Raw genomic sequence first — 19,825 nt, 5'->3', positions numbered from 1 at the left:
TTGTCTAGTACCAGACCCTGGACTTTAAGATGAAAATTCGACGATTGTCTACTTTCTTAGATTTAAACATGGTTAAAAACGAATAGTGATTGACATCACACAGGGAAGGCAGGCGTTTTGTATGGGTGAAAAAAACCCGCGACAGGCGCGGGTTTTTGTGAGATCGGCAACGCTTATTTGCTTTTCTTAATGTGCTTAATCAAACGCTTACGCTTACGCATCTGGTTTGGCGTCAGGGTGTTGCGCTTGTTGGCAAACGGGTTATCCCCTTCCTTGAACTGAATACGGATAGGGGTGCCCATCACGTCCAGCGATTTACGGAAGTAGTTCATCAGATAACGCTTGTAGGAGTCCGGCAGGTCTTTCACCTGGTTGCCGTGAATCACCACGATTGGCGGGTTATAACCACCGGCGTGGGCATATTTCAGCTTCACGCGACGGCCACGTACCAGCGGCGGCTGATGGTCTTCTGCTGCCATGTTCATAATGCGGGTCAGCATGGCGGTGCTCTGACGACGGGTGGAGCTGTCATACGCTTCACGCACGGAGTCGAAGAGGTTACCCACACCGCTGCCGTGCAGCGCAGAGATGAAGTGCACGCGGGCGAAATCGATGAAGCCCAGACGGAAGTCCAGCGTCTCTTTCACCTGCTCACGAACTTCATTGCTCAGGCCATCCCACTTGTTCACGACGATAACCAGTGAGCGCCCACTATTGAGGATAAAGCCAAGCAGCGACAGGTCCTGATCGGAGATACCTTCACGCGCGTCGATAACCAGCAGCACAACGTTGGCATCTTCAATCGCCTGCAGAGTTTTGATGACGGAGAATTTCTCCACCACATCGGTGATTTTTCCGCGCTTACGAACACCTGCGGTGTCGATGAGCACATACTCACGCTCATCACGCTGCATCGGGATGTAGATGCTGTCGCGGGTGGTGCCCGGCATGTCGTATACCACCACGCGCTCTTCACCCAGAATACGGTTAGTAAGCGTAGACTTACCTACGTTTGGACGCCCCACAATGGCCAGTTTAATCGGCAGATCCTGCGGGTTGAATGCCTCTTCAGGCTCTTCTTCTTCGCCTTCTTCACCGTCTTCGAACTGCGCCCAGTATTCAGCGTCTTCGTCCACCTCTTCCGGCGGGTTCACTTCGTCAACCCACGGCAGCAGAACGGTTTCCAGCAGGCTGGTCACACCGCGGCCATGCGATGCGGCGATTGGGTAGATGTCACCCAGACCTAAAGACCAGAAATCGGCGATCGCCTGATCGGCATCGATACCGTCAGTTTTATTCGCCACCAGGAAGGTCGGTTTTTCGCGCGAACGCAGATGTTTAGCGATGGCGGAATCCGCAGGCATCAGGCCTGCACGGGCATCCACCATGAACAGCACCACGTCTGCCTCTTCGATGGCCAGCAGAGACTGTTCCGCCATGCGGGTTTCAACGCCGTCTTCTGTCCCGTCAATACCACCGGTATCGATACAGATGAACTCGCGTCCTTCCACCTCTGCACGACCGTACTTACGGTCACGCGTCAGCCCCGGGAAATCCGCAACCAGCGCATCACGGGTGCGTGTTAAACGGTTAAAAAGAGTGGATTTTCCAACGTTAGGGCGCCCGACAAGCGCGACCACAGGTACCATGTTTGAAGCCTCATAAAATTCAAAATAACGTCGCTTTCGCGGCGTTTTTAAAAATGTCAAAACGGCTCCTGAGTGAACAGGAGCCGTTTAGTATACTACAACCGCCGGGTAATTAACGCGTGATCGCGTACAGCGTGCCGTCTTTTGCCTGAATCAGCAGTTTGCCGTCAGCCACAACCGGGTCGGTGAGGAAGCCAGAGCCGTCGACTTTTTGCTGCGCAGTAAAGCGACCCGTCTCCGGATCGATCCAGTGCATATAGCCTTCGCTATCTCCCACCACCAGGCTACCGTTGTACAGTGCCGGAGCGGTCAACAGACGGTGCAGCAGATCGCTTTGCGTCCACAGCGTCACGCCGCCATCGGTGCTCAGCGCCAGCAGACGGTCGTTCTGGTCAACCATATAGATACGGTTACCTTCAACAATGAAATCATTCACTGAGCCCAGTTCACGTTTCCACATGATCTGGCCACTGCGCAGATCCAGCGCGGTCAGGTTGCCGTTATACGCCAGCGCGTAAACCACACCATTCACGATGACTGGCGTCGTGTCGACGTCGTTAAGACGGTCAATTTCAGTTGAACCCGTCGCCTGAGAGATACGCTGCTGCCAGATCATCTGACCTTGCTGCATCAGTACCGCGCTCACGCGACCGTTATCCCCCCCCACAATGGCTGCACCAAAGGCTGTCGCCGGGGCAGATTCACCGCGCAGGGAAAGTGATGGCATATCCAGGTTTACGGTCCATTTCACCAGACCATCGGCTTCGTTCAACGCCTGCAGCTGGCCATTGCTGGTGTGGATCAGCACCAGGCCGTCGCTCACCACCGGACGAGACAGAGACTCACCGGCAACCGTCGTTTGCCAGGCAACAGAACCATCGCTGGTGTTCAGGGCATAGACCTGTGCTTTTTCGCTACCCACATACACGTGGCCACCGGCAACGGTCAGGCCGCCAGAAAGCAGTGCAGGTTTACGGGAGAACCAGCCGTCTTTCTCCGCCAGGTTAATGGACCACACTTCCTTCCCGTCATCGGCATTAAGCGCTTTTACGGTACCTTTGCGGTCAGCCGCATAGATAACGCTGTCAGCAAAAGCCGGATGCAGGTTGGAGTAGAAATCACCAATTCCATCACCGACGGAGGTGCTCCACGCGGTTGACGGGGTAAACTGGTTTTCAACAGTCGGCAGCGGGGACATTTTCACAACGTCTTCTTCGCCACTGAACAGTGAACAGCCACTCAATAACGTAACAGAAAGCAGTCCTGGCAGAAGTAATTTACGCAATTGCATCGGGTCCCTCTCAGACGGACAAATTATTTATTTTCATCTGCATCATTTCGCTCAGCGCAGGTGACGCTTTGCTATCCACACCAGCTTGCCACGCTTTACGCGCGCCCGCTTTATCACCTTTGCTCAGCAGTGCTTCACCGCGCAGATCGGCAACAATGGCAGCAAAACCTTCGCCTTTGATGGTATCGAGCGTTTTCAGCGCTTCATCAGCTTTTTTCTGCTGAACCTGGATACGGGCCAGGCGCAGATTGATAACCGCTTTCAGGTTGTCATCGCTGGCGGCCGCAAGCCCCTGCGACAGCTGGGCAGCCGCTTTATCCAGTTCGTTCTTATCAATGTACTGCTGAGCCACTTCCAGCGCGGCCAGCGCACCGTAGGTGTTTTTATTGTCAGCGGCAAATTTTTCTGCAGCCGTCAGCGTTTGTGGCTGATCGGCACGAATTGCGCTTACGGTATTTTCATAAGACAGAGACGCGCCGCGCGCGGAATCCGCCTGATGATTGTTCCAGTAGCGCCAGCCAATCAACGCACCCACACCTAAAATAACCCCAACAACCAGCGCTTTGCCGTTTTCAGCAAAGAAGCGTTTGATCGCGTCGACCTGGTCGTGTTCGTTCTCGTAAATTTCCACGCCGTCCTTCTCCTTAGCCCAATAGAGTGCGCAAGTGCGCCGCAACGCCGTCCTGCGTTACCGTTGTCTGCTCACCAGAGCGCAGGTCTTTCACCACCACTTCGCCGTTAGCCACTTCGGACTCACCCAGCACCAGTGCGATACTTGCGCCCCACTTATCGGCACGAGCAAACTGTTTTTTGAAGTTGCCGCCGCCATGGTTGGTCATCAGTTTCACGTCCGGCAGTGCATCACGCACGCGTTCGGCAAGCTGCATTGCCGCAGACTGCGTTTCCGCGCCTGAAGCCACCAGGTATATATCGACAACGGAATCTGCTTTAAATTCCGGATTAACTGCCTGAACCAGCAAAACAAGTCGCTCAAGGCCCATCGCGAAGCCAACCGCAGGCGCGGCACGACCGCCAAGTTGCTCAACCAGACCGTCATAACGGCCGCCAGCACATACGGTGCCCTGCGAACCGAGGCTGGTGGTAACCCACTCAAACACGGTACGGTTATAGTAGTCCAGACCGCGTACCAGGCGCTGATTAACGGTATAGGCAATGCCTGCCGCTTCGAGCAGTTTGCACAGACCGGCAAAGTGTTCGCGAGAATCGTCGTCCAGATAGTCGCCCAATGCAGGGGCGTCATTCAGCAGCGCCTGCACATCCGGGTTTTTGGAATCAAGCACGCGCAGCGGGTTGCTGTACATGCGACGTTTGCAGTCTTCGTCCAGCTTCTCTTTGTGCTGCTCCAGGAACGCCACCAGCGCGTCGCGGTAATTCGCACGTGCTTCCAGAGAACCGATAGAGTTCAGCTCCAGTGAAACATGCTCAGAGATACCCAGCGCGCGCCACCAGCGGGCGGTCAGCATAATCAGCTCAGCGTCAATGTCGGGTCCTTGCAGACCAAACACCTCTACACCCAGCTGGTTGAACTGGCGATAACGACCTTTCTGTGGACGTTCGTGGCGGAACATCGGGCCGATATACCACAGGCGCTGCTCCTGATTGTACAGGAGACCATGTTCGATGCCGGCGCGTACACAGCCCGCCGTACCTTCCGGACGCAGCGTCAGGCTGTCGCCGTTGCGGTCCTCAAAGGTATACATCTCTTTTTCAACCACGTCGGTCACTTCACCGATCGCGCGTTTGAATAACGGGGTCTGCTCTACAATCGGCAAACGGATTTCGCTGTAACCGTAGCTGCCGAGCACCTGCTTCAGTGTGCCTTCAATGCGCTGCCAGATGGCGGTTTCGCCAGGCAGATAATCGTTCATGCCGCGGATGGCTTGAATGTTTTTTGCCACGTTTATTCTCTTTCTATATACAAAAAAGAACCCAAAGAATGGGTTCAATCATACATGGGAAGCACTTCGCTTCCCATCACGTTATTTTTCAACCTGCTGAACGCTGATGCGCTGCGCTTCGTCCATCATCGACGCTTTGGCACGAATGCGCGCTTCAAGCTGGTCGATCATATCACTATTATCCAGACGATCTTTACGAACGCCATCTTCATAGAGACCACTTTTCTTGTTACCGCCGGTGACGCCCAGCGTTGACACCAGCGCTTCACCCGGGCCATTCACCACACAACCGATGATGGAGACGTCCATTGGGGTGATGATGTCTTCAAGACGCTGCTCCAGGGCATTCACGGTTCCGATGACGTCAAACTCCTGACGTGAACAGGTTGGGCAGGCGATGAAGTTGATCCCACGCGCGCGGATACGCAGCGATTTCAGAATGTCGAAGCCGACTTTGATCTCTTCGACCGGATCGGCCGCCAGCGAAACACGCAGGGTATCGCCGATCCCTTCCGAGAGCAGCAGACCCAGGCCGATAGCTGACTTGACGGAGCCACTGCGCAGGCCACCCGCTTCGGTGATCCCGAGGTGCAAAGGCTGATCGATCTGTTTTGCCAGCAGACGATAAGACTCTACCGCCAGGAAGACGTCGGAGGCTTTTACGCTGACTTTGAACTGATCGAAGTTAAGACGATCCAGGTGATCAGCGTGACGCATTGCGGATTCAAGCAGCGCCTGCGGCGTGGGTTCGCCGTACTTTTCCTGCAGATCTTTTTCCAGTGAACCGGCGTTCACGCCGATACGGATGGGGATGTTCTTATCGCGGGCGCAGTCCACCACCATGCGGATACGCTCTTCGTTACCGATGTTGCCTGGGTTAATACGCAGGCAGTCGACGCCGTATTCGGCGACTTTCAGCGCAATGCGGTAGTCGAAGTGGATATCTGCTACCAGCGGAACACTGACCTGCTGTTTGATCAGTTTGAACGCCTCAGCGGCGTCCATTGTCGGCACGGAGACGCGAACGATGTCCGCGCCTACGCGTTCTAATGCTTTGATTTGGTTGACCGTCGCTTCCACGTCCGTGGTGCGCGTATTGGTCATCGACTGGACGGCGATAGGGGCACCATCGCCGATTGGCACATTCCCAACGTAAATCCGTTTCGATTTTCTACGTTGAATCGGAGCCTGGTTATGCATGAAAAATCTCCCGCGTAGCCCGTCTGTTACTGTGCTGCTGATTGTTCGGCATTAACGGTAAGACGTGCAACCTGGTTAGTTCTGATAAAGCGGCTCAGATCGACAGGTTTTCCTTGATACTGGATCTGTACCGCTGCCGGAGCGCCGATTTTAAGTTTATACGGAGCCTGGCCGGTTAGGTTTAACGTGCCATCTTTACGCTGCAGACCGCTGAACAGTTTTTTACCTGTTGCGTCAGTGACTTCTAACCAGCAGTCAGCAGTGAAATTCATCACCAGCGCGTTTGGATCCGCCGCTGGCGTTGCCACGCCCGCCTGGTCAGTCGGCAGTGGTGCCGTGCTGTTGGCCGCCGGTGCGTTCGTTGCGGTATCCACAGGAGCCTGAGACGGTGCAACCACCGCGTTTTGATCCTGAGTCGGAGCCTGAGTCTGAGGCGCTGGCGTGTTGGCCGTTGCTGCTGGAGCCTGCGTCGCGTCCGTTGCTGGCGTATCGGTCGTCGCGGTTTGTGGTTCGCTGGTCGTTGCCGCGCCGTCGGTGCTCAGTGGAACGCTCTGCGCGTTGCCGTTTCCAGCCTGGTTAAGTTCCGCGGAGGATTGATCGGCCATTGTGGTGATCTCTTCCTGCTGCGCCTTGTGGTTTTGCCACCACCACGCGCCGGTCAGGCCGACAACCACAAACAGCACCAGCCAGGTGAAGCTCATCAGCCAGCCATCACGTTTTTTACGACGTTTCCCCAGGGAGAAAGTTTGCATCGGCGCAACTTTTGCTGCACGCACCGGTGCCTGCTTCTCCATCATCGGCAGTAATTCGTCTTCGGGGATATGCACCAGTTTTGCGTAAGAGCGGATATACCCGCGCAAGAACGTTGAAGCCAGATCGGCAGGCGCCTTATCTTCTTCAATATCGCGAACCGTGGAAACCTTCAGGCACAAGCGTTCTGCAACGGCTTGCTGGCTGAGTCCGAGTTGTTCACGGGCGTTGCGAAGACGAACGCCAGTGGAGAGTGCTTCATGTTGGTCGTGAGTGGCTTCAGTATTCATTCGCTACAACTACTGGTACGTGAAAAATAAGGGTTCAGGTGCCGGTGAGTCACAATGCCACCCGCACCGCGAAACTTCTGGTCAGTTAACCTTGAACAGTCAGTATAAGACTGTCAGCCCGGAGATGACAGTGCAGCCCTGCCCGTGAAGCTAAACTGTTGTTACGTCGTTACATACTGCCCGAAAGTCGTATGAAACGCACCGTAATTATTACTCAGTCATCACGAATCTGACTGATTATTCAGTAAGATTATGCTTCACGGCGCAATAATGCGCCGTGATTGCATAATAATCAAACAGCTTTGACCGCAATCGTCTCGCCCTGCATGCGTTTACGCAAGGTACGTTTGGTTCGGTCAATCACATCACCCGCCAGCTGTCCGCATGCGGCATCGATATCATCACCACGGGTTTTACGCACGATGGTGGTGAATCCGTACTCCATCAACACTTTCGAGAAGCGGTCGATACGGCTGTTCGAACTGCGGCCATACGGCGCGCCCGGGAACGGGTTCCATGGGATCAGGTTGATTTTGCACGGCGTGTCTTTCAGCAGTTCAGCCAGCTGATGCGCGTGCTCGGTACCGTCGTTCACGTGATCGAGCATCACGTACTCGATGGTTACGCGGCCCTGGTTAGCGTTGGATTTTTCCAGGTAGCGACGCACCGCCGCAAGGAAGGTTTCGATATTGTACTTTTTGTTGATCGGCACAATTTCGTCACGAATTTCGTCGTTTGGCGCATGGAGGGAGATCGCCAGCGCCACGTCAATCATGTCGCCAAGCTTATCCAGTGCCGGAACCACGCCGGAGGTAGAGAGCGTCACGCGGCGCTTGGAGAGGCCGAAACCGAAATCGTCCAGCATGATTTCCATCGCCGGAACCACGTTGGTCAGGTTCAGCAGCGGTTCACCCATCCCCATCATCACCACGTTGGTGATGGGCCTGGTACCGGTCACTTTCGCCGCGCCGACGATTTTCGCGGCACGCCAGACCTGGCCAATGATTTCCGATACACGCAGGTTACGGTTAAAACCTTGCTGCGCGGTTGAGCAGAATTTGCACTCCAGCGCACAGCCAACCTGAGAAGAGACGCACAGCGTGGCGCGATCGTCTTCCGGGATATAGACAGTTTCAACACGCTGATCGCCAACGGCAATCGCCCATTTGATGGTGCCATCTGACGAGCGTTGTTCTTCCACCACTTCCGGTGCACGGATTTCAGCCACTTCTTTGAGCTTGTTGCGCAGCACTTTGTTGATGTCAGTCATGTCATCAAAGTTGTCGCTGCAATAGTGGTACATCCATTTCATGACCTGATCGGCACGAAACGGCTTCTCGCCCAACTCTTTAAAGAACTCGCGCATCTGCTGACGGTTCAGATCCAGCAGGTTGATTTTTCCATTTTTATTTGGAACCGCAGGCGTGGCGACTTCGGAGGTATTCACTAATTCAGACATAATATTTTCCGGCCTCGTTGTTACACGTTATGGCCCATGGAGGGTTGAAAAGAAACGCCCCGGAAAGCGTTCTGCTCGTCCGGGGCGTTGCATTGTACAAAGTCTGGCGCAGGGATGCCACGTTTGCACGTGGCATTTACGAAAATAATGTGTAAACGAAACCGTTAAATTAACGGGTACGTGGACACACTTCGCCTTCTGCGAAGAAGAACGCGATTTCGCGCGCAGCAGATTCAACAGAGTCAGAACCGTGGGTGCCGTTCTCAGTGAAGCTGTCAGCGTAATCAGCGCGCAGCGTACCAGCCAGCGCGTTATCCGGGTTGGTTGCACCCAGCAGGTCACGGTGACGCTGTACCGCATTTTCGCCTTCCAGTACGGATACGACGATCGGACCGGAAGTCATGAATTCAACCAGACCGTCAAAGAATGGGCGACCTTCGTGCTCAGCGTAGAAACCACGCGCCTGCTCAACGGTCAGGTGCAGCATTTTGGTGCCAACAATTTTGAACCCTGCAGATTCGAAACGCGCGAAGATGCTGCCAATAACGTTTTTTGCCACCGCGTTTGGTTTGATGATGGAAAAAGTACGTTCAATAGCCATGATAACCTCTGTAAAATGTTCTGTTGTTTTGCATACCTGAGTATGGTGTGGCGCGGATTATAATGAGCAATGGCGCCATTGCCTATGGATTCGGGTAACATTTTTTTAAAATAAGACGAGTTTTAGCAACAGCTCACATCTGAGGCCGCTTTTACCGTTACTGCAGCGTAAAATTCACCGTCGCCACCTGACCCGTTTCATCCATGACCAGCAACTGATAATCGCCCGCTTTATCAAGCTGTAATGTATAGATTCTTCCTTTCACACTCAGCGGCTCTCCGTTTAAAAACCACCAGCGCTCACCGCTGTTACCGGTCGCCTGAAGCGGCAACGAAACGCGAGACTCACCGGGCAGCCGTTTGATAACAGCTCCCTCACGCACGCCAGTCAACATGAGCGGTGCAGGTGCATCCTGCGACAACGGCGGACACGTTGCTGAAGAGGGAGGCACCCTGACCGCACGACGCTCCGAGGCAGGCAGCCATGGCTCAAGCGGTAACGGCCAGACATCCAGCACCTTCTCTGTGGCATCCGGGCAATCTGCCGCAACGCGTTTGCCGGTTTTATCCAGCCAGACCGGGAAACGGATCCCGCGGATCCCCTCCTGCTCGGGCAGCAACAGCGTCGGCGGCTCACTTCCTTCCAGCAGCCAGGTCGACAGGCGCCGTCGACAGTTTTCACTGCCCTCCGGCAACGACTGTCCGCCAGGCCAGCAGATCACGCCCCGTCCGACGCTTTCCGGACGCGGGTCACGTGGCAGGCGCGCTTCGTCTATTGTTGAGCGCGACTGAAGCAGGTTATTCACCTGATTTAACAGCGGCACGGCACTGGCAAAACCAAACTGCCCGGCCACGGGCGTGCCGTCCGGCCTTCCGGTCCAGATGCCAATCACGTAACGCGCATTCAGGCCAATGGCCCAGGCATCGCGATAGCCGTAGCTGGTGCCCGTTTTCCACGCCAGCGGCGCAACCTGCGGCAGTGCGTTATCCGGTAACGGTTGGGCCTCATTCGCCAGAATACGGCGGATAATCCAGGCCGAGCCAGGTGACAACAGCGGACGCTCAACCAGCGCATCACCTGGCTGTAACCGCAGCCTTCCCGCTTTACCGTGCCGGGCAAAGGCGCTGTAGGCAGCCGTAATGTCTGCCAGCCGCGCCCCTGCCCCGCCCAGGATCAGCGACAGATTTGGCTGCGCGCCCGCAGGCAAAATAAGCGGCAACCCTGCATTGCTCAGCATGCCTGCAAAACGCTTTGGCCCGTAGGCCTCCAGCACCTGCACGGCAGGCAGGTTGAGAGAGCGCACCAGCGCTTCGCTCATACTCACCGGTCCATGAAATCCGCTGTCAAAATTACCGGGACGATAATCACCGGTTTTCCTGGGGACATCCTGAAGCAGTGAGGCGGGATGGATCAGACCATCGTCGAGCGCCATACCGTAGATAAAAGGTTTCAGTACCGATCCCGGGGATCGGATCGCATTCACCATATCCACATGGCTAAAGCGGGTGTCATCATTAATATCCACCGAACCGACCCAACCGCGCACCTTCATAGTAGTATGATCCACAACGATCATCGCCAGTGAACTGCGCGCCGGCATGCGGGATTTCCAGTTCATTGCCAGCTCTTCCAGCTGCCGTTGTAAGGCGGCATCCAGAGTGGTGACAATTTTGGTATCACGGCTTTTCCCCAGCATCATGCGTGCGAAGAGCGGCGCCAGCTGAGGCATCTGCCGGGGAGCCAGCCATACCGGCTCCTCACGGGATTCGTTAACCTGTCGGCCTGACCAGACGCCCTGTGTCACCATCCGATCGAGCACTTTGTTGCGCGCTGCTTCCGCGCGCGCCGGCCAGCGGTCGGGACGTAAACGGCTGGGGGCCTGGGGTAACACCGCCAGCAGGGCCGCTTCGGAATAGCTGAGCTGTGACGGCGGTTTCCCCAGGTAGGTCCAGCTTGCGGCACCTATCCCCTGGAGCGTGCCACCAAACGGGGCCCGGTTAAGATAGAGCGTGAGGATCTCGCGCTTGGAGAGGTGCCATTCAAGCTGCATCGCCCGCCAGAGCTGACGAATTTTTCCGCCAAAGGTGCGCGGATGCGGATCCAGCAGACGCGCGACCTGCATGGTCAGCGTGCTGCCGCCGGAGACCACCTTACCGGACGTCAGATCCTGCCAGGCGGCGCGCAGCACAGAGAAAGGATTCACGCCTGGATGATCCCAGAACCAGCGATCTTCATACTGGATCAGGGCCTCAAGATAGCGGGGAGAGACCTCTTCAATCGTGACCGGATAGCGCCAGATCCCGTCGTTGTCGGCAAAACGCCAGAGCGGTGTGCCCTTCTCATCCACCACCACCCGGGCGGGGTTAACCTCTTTCAGCGGCAACGGCCAGAGGCGGTCGGCGGCGACAATCAGCCCCCCTAAAATGAGAAGCGCCCCCGCCAGCCACAGCCAGCGGGAGCGTATCAGACGTGCAACTGACATATTACGGTACAACAATCAGCGGGCCACTGGCCGCACCCGTTGCCCGCCACTGCGGAACATACATGGACTCCACCAGCGGCACCGGTACCTGATACGTTCCCGGCGTCACGGCGCGCGCCAGATAAACCAGCGTCACCGGTTGCCCTTCGTTAACCGGCACGGCGGCCACAAAGCGGTCGTCACGGAACTCCATATGCTGAATATCCGCCTGCTGCATCTGGCTAAGCAGGTTCTGCACTTCGCTGCCGCTGTCCTGCAGGCTGGCGCTGCTGCTCGCCAGGTTCTGGTTCTCCAGCTCCAGACCCGCCGGGAGGAGATCCACCACCAGCGCATCTGGCACGTTCTGGCTGGCTTTCACTTCCAGCCATACCAGCACCAGCTCACCGCTCTTCAGCGAAGAGAGCGATTTCGAACTGCCGTCGGTTGCCAGAATATGGCGTTCAATCTGCAGCACATTCGAGGATGGCTGAGGGGCTGAGTCCGGGTAACCGGTGCTATCCAGACGCACCCACAGCGGGGCCGTGCCGGTGTTGGTGACCTGCAGCGCACCAAGCTGATCGCCATTCATATTCTGCACCAGCGCCTTGTCACCGCTCAATGCGGTACCCGAAAGTGAGGTTTCCGCCTGCCATGCTCCGGACAAAGTCTGCAGCGAACGTCCGGCCAGGAACAGCGCGTTACTCTCCTGTGTTGACAGCCAGCGCTGGCTGAAGGCCTGTTCAGACAGGGCATTCAGCAGCGTATTTTGCGCATCCGGCAGCAGCTTGTACTCCTCCAGAAGGGAGAGCATCAGCGCGTTATCGCGAAGCTGGCTGCCATAATCCGCCATCCAGTTTCTGCTGTCGTTGCGCGGCGTTTTAAGGGCCAGATCCAGCGCCTGCTGGCTGCGCGGGGCATCCCCCATCAGTTTGAGTGCCATACCGAGCTGCATCAGCGGCAGACCCGAAGCCGCCTGTCCGTGACGCTCCCAGATTTCACGCAACGCCCCCAGCGGGGCTTTTTGCTGGCGCGCCAGTACCAGTGCAGCATAGGCCTGCACGGCAAATTTGCTGGCCTGGGTATCGTCGCTGTAGCGGATGGACATCATGCCCGGATCCTGCAGGTAGCGGAGCAGTCGGCTATTGGCATTATTGACCGCATCCGTCGGCACGCTGTAGCCTTGCTCACCGGCACGTACCAGGAAGTCAGTGACATAGGCAGTCAGCCAGTACTCTTCCGGACCGTTTTTATCCCAGAGCGCAAAACCACCGTCGTCACGCTGCATCTGCAGCAGGCGGGAGATGCCAATATCAATGGCAGCACGACGCTTGTCGTCCGTGTCGCCTTTAATGCCAAGCGCCTTCAGCTGTGCCGCGTTGGTATAGAGCGACGGGAACAGGCCACTGGTGGTTTGTTCAAGACAGCCATAAGGATATGCCTGCAGCTCACGGATATAGCGCGCCAGATTAAGCGGCGGTTTGCCGCTAAGCAGCAGTTGTCCCTGCAATGTAGCGGGAGAGAAGCCGTTGATATGCTGCCCTGGCGCAGTCCAGGACTCACCCGGGTTCAGCATGGCCCCGGTATTCACCGTCTGCGCCGGGAACGCAGGACGGACGCCGATTTTCCAGCTCTTCTGCTGCGGAGCGAAAGTCTCGCCAGGCAGTTGAAGCCCTGTTACCTGCGCCGTCACTTCGCCATCACCGTAACCGTCCAGTGCACGCACCGGAATAAACAGCGTGCTACGCGCACCCGGTGGCAGTTTGACAGGCTGCGGCTGCGCCCCTTCCAGCGACAGCTTGCCGGTCGCAGTTAAGGACACATTGAGCGTTTGCGGCCGATCGGTCAGGTTGGTGAGATCCAGCGTCAACCGTGAGGTATCGCCGCTTGCCAGGAAGCGTGGCGTATTCAGTTCGGTAATGACCGGCGCGGCCACAATCACTTTGCTTTCGCTGCTGCCGAAATCCTCTTCCGTCCAGGCCTGCGCCATCAGACGCAGCTCGCCGTTAAAGTCTCCAATTGGCAGGGTGATGGACCCTTCACCATTCGCATCAAGCGTCACTGGCTGTGCCTGCTGGGCGATAATGGTGACATGGTTCACCGGTGGCTTACCGCCGCGTTTAAGCTCATCGCCGTCACCACCAAAACGCAGCGCGGCCATACGTCCCTGGCCTTCAATCACCTGGCCGTAGATATCGTAGATATCCGCGCCATAGCGCTTCTGACCAAAGAAGGCCTGCCAGGGATCCGGCGTGACGTAATCGGTAATGTTCAGCACGCCGCTGTCCACCGCGGAGACCAGCACGTTCACTTTTTGTGGTACCGGGCCCTCTTTCACGCTAGCTTTTACCTTCACAGAAAGCGTCTGGTTCGGGCGCATTTTTTGCGGGTTATCCAGCGCGATATTCAGACGGCGATTTTCATCCCCCATCGGCAGATGCAGCAGGCCAACCGCCCGCTTTGGCGTGGCGGATTTGGATTTATCGCCAGGACGAACCACCAGCGTGCTGAGATAGAGGTCGTGGCGTTTCCATGCTTTGTCTACCGGAATAGAGAGATCCAGCCCGTTGGCCGGCACGTCGATCTCTTTCCACCACAGCGGTCCTTCGCTGGATTCGATCATCGCATAGCCTTTACCCGCCGCCGGTGCGGCGATATGCAGCTGGATAGTGTCACCCGGCTGGTAAGACGGCTTATCCAGTTTCAGGGTCACGCGATCGGGCCGCGCGGCTCCCGTGCCGTCACTGTTATCCTGCCAGCTGTACCCGGCCCAGAAACGCACGCTGCTGACCATGTCATCAGGCGCTTTCACTTCCAGACGATAGGAGCCCCACTCTACCGGGAAAGTCACTTTACCCGTTTCATCGGCCTTGAGGGTCAGTTCCTGCTCGCCTTCAATGAGATCTTTTTGATCAAACTGAGACTGCCAGCCATCGCTTTCTGACCAGTTCCAGTAGTAGTCGCGGCGTTCGCGGATCAGGCGCACCTGTAACCCGGACACAGCCTTTTTCGCCCCGCTGGCATCGGCATAGACAATGTCGAAACTGGCGTTGCCGTTTTCATCGACGATAGGCTGGTTAACAGTGGTATCGGTGCGGTAATCATACACCGCCTTGCTGGCGAACTGAGGACGAATACCCGGTAATTCGGCTGCTGGCCAGATAGCCTGTTCAGCACGACGCGTCACCGGACGACCGCCTGATTCCAGCAGGCTGGCCTGCAGGATCAGCTGAAGCGGAGAGTGCACCTCTTTCCACTGGCTTTCTGTTGAGACCTGCCCACGCCCCTGTTCATCAAGCGTAAGCTGCACTTCATCCAGGCTGCGACTCAGGTTGTCTTCGGCGATATCACCAAACTGGAAGCCAGGCAATGCCGGAACCGCTTCACGCAGTGGACGCAGGAAAAGTTGCCCCTGCAGGGCATTACCGTTGGCCGGTGCGCCGTACAGGTAATATCCCACCACGTTAAAGTCGACGTTATCCTGCGGTGAAACCGGCGTTTTTTGTCCGCTGAGATTCAGCGCCATACGCTCTGGCATGAAATCTTCGACGTGGAAGTCCCACAGACGCTGCTGGTTATCGCCCGTATTGGCGCGGATATGCCACATGCCGGTTTGCGCCCCGCTGTCCAGCGGATAGTTAAAGCGATAGAGACCGTTCTCCGGCTGGACGACGACGGTACGCGCCACCTGCCCGTCCGGACGCAGGACATCCAGCTTCACCGGCTGCGCGGGCAGCGGTTTACCGTCGCTGTCACGCAGTAAGCCGTTCAGGATCACCGTTTCGCCTGGGCGATAGAGGTCACGCGGGCCAAACATAAAGAATTGTTTGCTGTAGCCAGGGCTACCGGCAATGTCGAACTCCGCCAGATCGAGCGCCGGCAGCTTGAGGTCAAGCAGCGTGGTCTGGCCGTCTTTACTGGCTAGCAGCAGCGCGGCTTCTTTGTCAGTTTCGAGCTTTGCATGGCCGTCGGCATCGCTGTTCGCCTCAGCCAGGGTCTGCCCTTTATCGTTTAACAGCGTGACGGTTACGCCGGATTGCGCCGCACCGTTTTCCAGGCTCTGGGTGAAGATATCGAGACGGTTATGATAACGGTGAGCGGACAGCCCAATATCGCTTAAGGTGAAGAGCGTGGCGGCATTGCTGTAGTTATAGTGCCCTGCCTGATTCATCACCGCGATATAAACGCCAGACTGCTGGAGCGGCTTGATATCTTTCAGCGGCAGCAGCAGTTTTTCACGCGTGTTGCGCGCCGGGTTAAGATCGAAACGGCCGGTATAAACCAACTCGGCCATCTTCAATAAATTGTCAGACTCCCAGTTGGTCAGCGAGTTACGGTATTCCCACTGGCTAACGAACGAAGCCAGCGATTCAGGCTTCACGCGGTAGAAATTCACGTCCACGTTGTTAACGTTAAGCGCCATCACCGGCAGACCTTCCACCACCTTACCCGGCAGCAGTGACCCGCGGCTGGCGAAGCCGACCGTCGGCTCGATATCCCGGGTGGTCAGGGCTTTTTCGTAGTCGATGCCAAAAGTCGCTTTGTTCAGCGCCTGCAGATCGCGTTCCACGGTGACGACCAGATTGCGGTTGGGCTCCAGATGGCGCAGACGAAGCTCTTTCAGGTTCGGCGCCAGTTCCCACGCCCCGTCAACCTTGCCGCTTTTCTTATCCACGACATGCACGGTTTTCGAGAAATCCTGATCCGGATTCAGTGGAACAGAGAATGTCAGCACCAGCGTGGCGGCGCCGTCCAGCTGCACTTCAGAGGCATCAAGCAGAGTGAGCGCTTTGCCCTGACTTTGTGCCGCCAGTTTTGCCAGCTTGTCAGCGTCTGGCTTTTCCGCCGCTTTTGGTGTGGTTGCTGTAGATGCCGCGGGAGCCGCAGCCTGAGGTTTATCGTCGCTGTTATCACAGCCGACAAGCGTAAACGTGGTGAGCAGCGCAAGAGAGAGCGCGGCTAAGCGAAACGGTTTCATCCTTTGTCCCTGGCCCATGGAGCCTGTTGGTCGTCTTCCGGATAAGTATTATCCGCAAGTTTCGTTAATACAAAAAGTCCATTTTTAGGATCTGGAAGGCGGCTCGCATCGTCAACGTGGTGATGTTACGCCGATCACAACGTCAAACGTCACATGTTACCTTTCACGTCATTTGTTTTTAAAACAAGAAGATAGCTGGATAAGCTCGCCGGGAGCCTGCTAGTTTTAAGCTCAAGACGCACCCCGAGTGCGCGGTTCAATAAGAGAGAAAGCCATGAAACGAGCCGTGAACGCCCTACAAAATTTCGGAAAATCATTGTACGGACCGGTACTTATTTTACCGATCGTCGGTCTGTTTATCGCCTTTGGCAATGTGCTGGGCAATGGCAACCTGGCCGAGTATCTGCCGTTTCTCGGCCATCCGCTGATCCAGAATATCGGCCAGCTGATCGCCAAATCTGCCGTGTCGGTGCTGGTTAACCTGGCCCTGGTGTTTGCCGTCGGCATCCCGATTGGTCTGGCAACACGGGACAAAGGCTATGCGGCGCTGATTGGGCTGGTAACGTTTGTGGTGTTTATCAACGCCATGAACGTCACGCTACAGCTTCAGGGCGAACTGGCACCCGCAGCACAGATGAAAGCCGCCGGGCAGACCATGGTGCTGGGCGTTCAGGTGCTGGAGATGGGCGTGTTCGCCGGGATCCTGACCGGCGCGCTTTCCGGATACCTGTACAACAAATACTCCGGCGTACAGTTTAACGGTGCGATGGCGATTTACTCTGGCCACTGTTTTGTCGCCATTGTGATGCTGCCCGTTTCCATGCTGCTCGGCGTAGTGATGAGCGAGCTGTGGCCGTTTGCTCAACACGGCATTAGCGCAATGGCGCTTGCTATCAAAGGTTCCGGTCCGTTCGGCGTGGCGATCTACGGCTTCCTTGAGCGCATTCTGGTGCCCACCGGTCTGCATCATCTGGTCTATACCCCATTCCTGTATACCGAACTGGGCGGCACGCAAGAGGTGTGCGGTACGCTTTATCAGGGCGCGCGCAACATTTACTTCGCGGAGATGGCCTGCCCGGAGGTGAAACAGCTCAGCAGCACGGTGGTATGGGATGCGCGCGGCATCAGCAAGATGTTTGGCCTGCCGGCGGCGGCGCTGGCGATGTACATGACCGCAAAGCCGGAGCGTAAAGCGGCAGCAAAAGCGATTCTGATCCCGGCGGCGCTCACTTCGCTGCTGGTCGGCGTCACCGAGCCCATTGAGTTCTCCTTCCTGTTTGTCGCCCCGCTGCTGTTCGTGGTGCACGCGGTGCTGACAGGTATCGGGATGATGCTGTTCTCCCTGCTGGGTGTTCACGCCATCGGCGCTAACGGGATTATCGATTTTATTCTCTACAACCTGCCGCTCGGCACGGAGAAGTCCAACTGGCCGATGTACATCGTGGTCGGGCTGATCATGTTCGCCCTCTACTTCGTGGTGTTCCGCTTCCTGATCCTGCGTTTCAACATGAAAACGCCAGGGCGTGAAGATGAGGACCAGGAGACGCGCCTTTACAGCAAACAGGAGTACCAGGCGAAGGGCAATAACGACGGGCTGGGTGAATCCATCGTCGTCGGTCTGGGCGGCCGGGAAAATATTGAAGTGGTGGATAACTGCTACACCCGCTTACGTGTGACGGTGAAGGATGTCGCCATCATTGATGAGCCGCGGCTGAAAGCGACCGGCGCGAAAGGGATTATCAAACAAGGTAACAACGTTCAGGTGGTCTACGGGCTGCATGTCAAAAAAATGCGAGAAGCCGTTGAGACGTTTCTCTGAAAGGAGCTAAAGATGTTTACACCCCCATTCATTCTGTCGATTGCTGGCGGCGGTAGCACCTACACGCCAGGTATTGTGAAAAGCCTGATGGTGCGTCTGCAGGACTTCCCGCTGGCCGAAATCCGCCTCTACGACATCGACGAGGCGCGTCAGAACACGATTGCCCCGGTGGTGGAAAAAGTGATCCGCGACCACAGCCAGAGCATCAAATTTACCGTCACCAATGACCCGGAAGTGGCCTTCAGCGGCGCACACTTCGTCTTCGCCCAGATGCGCGTCGGCCAGTACAAGATGCGCGAGCAGGATGAGAAGATCCCGCTGCGCCACGGCGTGGTTGGTCAGGAGACCTGCGGCCCCGGCGGGCTGGCGTACGGGCTGCGTACGATCCTGCCAATGGTCGAGCTTATCGATCTGGTGGATCGCTATGCGCATGAGAAAGCGTGGATCGTAAACTACTCCAACCCGGCGGCGATCGTCGCGGAAGGGGTACGCCGCCTGCGCCCGAACGCCCGCGTGTTGAATATTTGCGATATGCCGGTTGCCGCTATGCGTAACATGGGGGCGATTCTGGGGGTTGATCGCCACAAGCTGGAGGTGGACTACTTTGGGCTGAATCACTTCGGCTGGTTTACCCGTGTGTGGGTGGACGGCGAGGACAAGCTGCCGGAGCTGCGTAAACATATCGCGAAGTTTGGTCTGCTGACGGAAGATGCCGCCAAAACCGACCCACAGCACTCCGATCCGTCGTGGGTGAAAACCTGGCGCAACATCAAGCCGATCATGGATAACTTCCCGGAGTATCTGCCGAACCCGTATCTGCAGTACTACCTGATGCCGAACCAGATTGTTGAGCATCAGAACCCGGACTACACCCGCGCTAATGAAGTGATGAACGGGCGTGAGAAAAAGCTGTTTGCCGCCGCCGAAGAATATAAGCGTACCGGGATCCTGCCGGATGCCTTCCACGTTGGCGTTCACGGCGAGTTTATCGTCGATGTCGCCTGCTCGCTGGCCTTCAACCTGCGGAGCCGTCATCTGGTGATGGTGGAAAACCGCGGGGCAATTACCAATCTGCCGTACGATGCGGTCGTCGAGGTACCCGCTTATATCACCTCCGAGGGGCCAGAGCCTGTCCGCGTGGGCCAGGTGCCGCTGTTCCATCAGACGCTGCTGCAACAGCAACTCGCCTCTGAACAGCTGCTGGTGGAAGCAACTATTGAAGGGAGCTATGAGAAAGCACTGCAGGCATTTACCCTGAACCGCACCGTGCCGACCATGGAGCACGCGAAAGCGATTCTGGATGAGATGATCGAGGCTAACCGCGCGTACTGGCCTGCCCTGCAAAAAGCCTGGCTGAACGGCGAAGCGGTGAAAAAATAGGGGCTTGCTCGCGAGTTGAACGTGGTTTGCT

At 56.6% G+C, this 19,825-nt stretch carries 12 protein-coding genes; 2 read left to right on the top strand and 10 right to left on the bottom strand.

What is annotated here, in order from left to right; all coding sequences use genetic code 11:
- Positions 1–173: 173 nt before the first annotated feature.
- From der to ACTJJI_RS07000, 10 genes are all read right to left on the bottom strand, one after another.
- Positions 174–1,649: a ribosome biogenesis GTPase Der gene (gene der, locus ACTJJI_RS07045; RefSeq protein ID WP_014832892.1), complete on the bottom strand. Its 1,476-nt coding sequence runs from the start codon at positions 1,647–1,649 to the stop codon at positions 174–176.
- A gap of 112 nt (positions 1,650–1,761) precedes the next feature.
- Entirely contained in the window at positions 1,762–2,940 is a 1,179-nt protein-coding gene (bamB, locus tag ACTJJI_RS07040; RefSeq protein WP_118283836.1) for an outer membrane protein assembly factor BamB, read from the bottom strand.
- A gap of 10 nt (positions 2,941–2,950) precedes the next feature.
- Positions 2,951–3,571 (bottom strand): YfgM family protein, encoded by a 621-nt coding sequence (locus tag ACTJJI_RS07035; RefSeq protein ID WP_014832893.1) that lies wholly within the window; start codon positions 3,569–3,571, stop codon positions 2,951–2,953.
- 13 nt (positions 3,572–3,584) lie between these two features.
- The gene (hisS, locus tag ACTJJI_RS07030) at positions 3,585–4,859 is read right to left on the bottom strand and encodes a histidine--tRNA ligase (protein ID WP_046888207.1); all 1,275 of its coding nucleotides are present in this window, start codon (positions 4,857–4,859) and stop codon (positions 3,585–3,587) included.
- Between the two features lie 81 nt (positions 4,860–4,940).
- Positions 4,941–6,059: a flavodoxin-dependent (E)-4-hydroxy-3-methylbut-2-enyl-diphosphate synthase gene (ispG, locus tag ACTJJI_RS07025; protein WP_440653556.1), complete on the bottom strand. Its 1,119-nt coding sequence runs from the start codon at positions 6,057–6,059 to the stop codon at positions 4,941–4,943.
- 26 nt (positions 6,060–6,085) lie between these two features.
- Positions 6,086–7,099, bottom strand: coding sequence for a cytoskeleton protein RodZ (gene rodZ / locus ACTJJI_RS07020; RefSeq protein WP_163281517.1), 1,014 nt, complete (start codon positions 7,097–7,099; stop codon positions 6,086–6,088).
- A 292-nt stretch (positions 7,100–7,391) separates the two neighbouring features.
- Positions 7,392–8,558, bottom strand: coding sequence for a bifunctional tRNA (adenosine(37)-C2)-methyltransferase TrmG/ribosomal RNA large subunit methyltransferase RlmN (locus ACTJJI_RS07015; protein ID WP_335277827.1), 1,167 nt, complete (start codon positions 8,556–8,558; stop codon positions 7,392–7,394).
- A gap of 169 nt (positions 8,559–8,727) precedes the next feature.
- Positions 8,728–9,159: a nucleoside-diphosphate kinase gene (ndk, locus tag ACTJJI_RS07010; protein ID WP_003860625.1), complete on the bottom strand. Its 432-nt coding sequence runs from the start codon at positions 9,157–9,159 to the stop codon at positions 8,728–8,730.
- A gap of 157 nt (positions 9,160–9,316) precedes the next feature.
- On the bottom strand, positions 9,317–11,641 hold the full coding sequence (pbpC, locus tag ACTJJI_RS07005) for a peptidoglycan glycosyltransferase PbpC (protein ID WP_440653555.1): 2,325 nt from the start codon (positions 11,639–11,641) through the stop codon (positions 9,317–9,319).
- Position 11,642: 1 nt separating this feature from the next.
- Entirely contained in the window at positions 11,643–16,595 is a 4,953-nt protein-coding gene (locus ACTJJI_RS07000; RefSeq protein ID WP_440653554.1) for an alpha-2-macroglobulin family protein, read from the bottom strand.
- A 274-nt stretch (positions 16,596–16,869) separates the two neighbouring features.
- Here ACTJJI_RS07000 and ACTJJI_RS06995 point away from each other — a divergent pair, with 274 nt between their 5' ends.
- Complete coding sequence (locus ACTJJI_RS06995; RefSeq protein WP_014832899.1) at positions 16,870–18,414, top strand: PTS transporter subunit EIIC; 1,545 nt, start codon at positions 16,870–16,872, stop codon at positions 18,412–18,414.
- Positions 18,415–18,426: 12 nt separating this feature from the next.
- On the top strand, positions 18,427–19,794 hold the full coding sequence (locus ACTJJI_RS06990; RefSeq protein WP_257256666.1) for a 6-phospho-alpha-glucosidase: 1,368 nt from the start codon (positions 18,427–18,429) through the stop codon (positions 19,792–19,794).
- Positions 19,795–19,825 lie beyond the last annotated feature (31 nt).

The sequence above is a fragment of the Enterobacter sp. 22466 genome (genome assembly GCF_052044775.1).
Lineage (GTDB): Bacteria > Pseudomonadota > Gammaproteobacteria > Enterobacterales > Enterobacteriaceae > Enterobacter > Enterobacter dissolvens.
The sequence above is the reverse complement of the archived record's forward strand: the minus strand, read 5'-3'. Positions and strand labels throughout refer to the sequence as shown.

Coding starts and splice junctions, on each gene's coding strand:
- der (WP_014832892.1), bottom strand. CDS start 1,649: ATGGTACCTGTGGTCGCGCTTGTCGGGCGCCCTAACGTTGGAAAATCC.
- ispG (WP_440653556.1), bottom strand. CDS start 6,059: ATGCATAACCAGGCTCCGATTCAACGTAGAAAATCGAAACGGATTTAC.
- ACTJJI_RS07000 (WP_440653554.1), bottom strand. CDS start 16,595: ATGAAACCGTTTCGCTTAGCCGCGCTCTCTCTTGCGCTGCTCACCACG.
- ACTJJI_RS07015 (WP_335277827.1), bottom strand. CDS start 8,558: ATGTCTGAATTAGTGAATACCTCCGAAGTCGCCACGCCTGCGGTTCCA.
- ACTJJI_RS06990 (WP_257256666.1), top strand. CDS start 18,427: ATGTTTACACCCCCATTCATTCTGTCGATTGCTGGCGGCGGTAGCACC.
- bamB (WP_118283836.1), bottom strand. CDS start 2,940: ATGCAATTGCGTAAATTACTTCTGCCAGGACTGCTTTCTGTTACGTTA.
- rodZ (WP_163281517.1), bottom strand. CDS start 7,099: ATGAATACTGAAGCCACTCACGACCAACATGAAGCACTCTCCACTGGC.
- pbpC (WP_440653555.1), bottom strand. CDS start 11,641: ATGTCAGTTGCACGTCTGATACGCTCCCGCTGGCTGTGGCTGGCGGGG.
- ndk (WP_003860625.1), bottom strand. CDS start 9,159: ATGGCTATTGAACGTACTTTTTCCATCATCAAACCAAACGCGGTGGCA.
- ACTJJI_RS06995 (WP_014832899.1), top strand. CDS start 16,870: ATGAAACGAGCCGTGAACGCCCTACAAAATTTCGGAAAATCATTGTAC.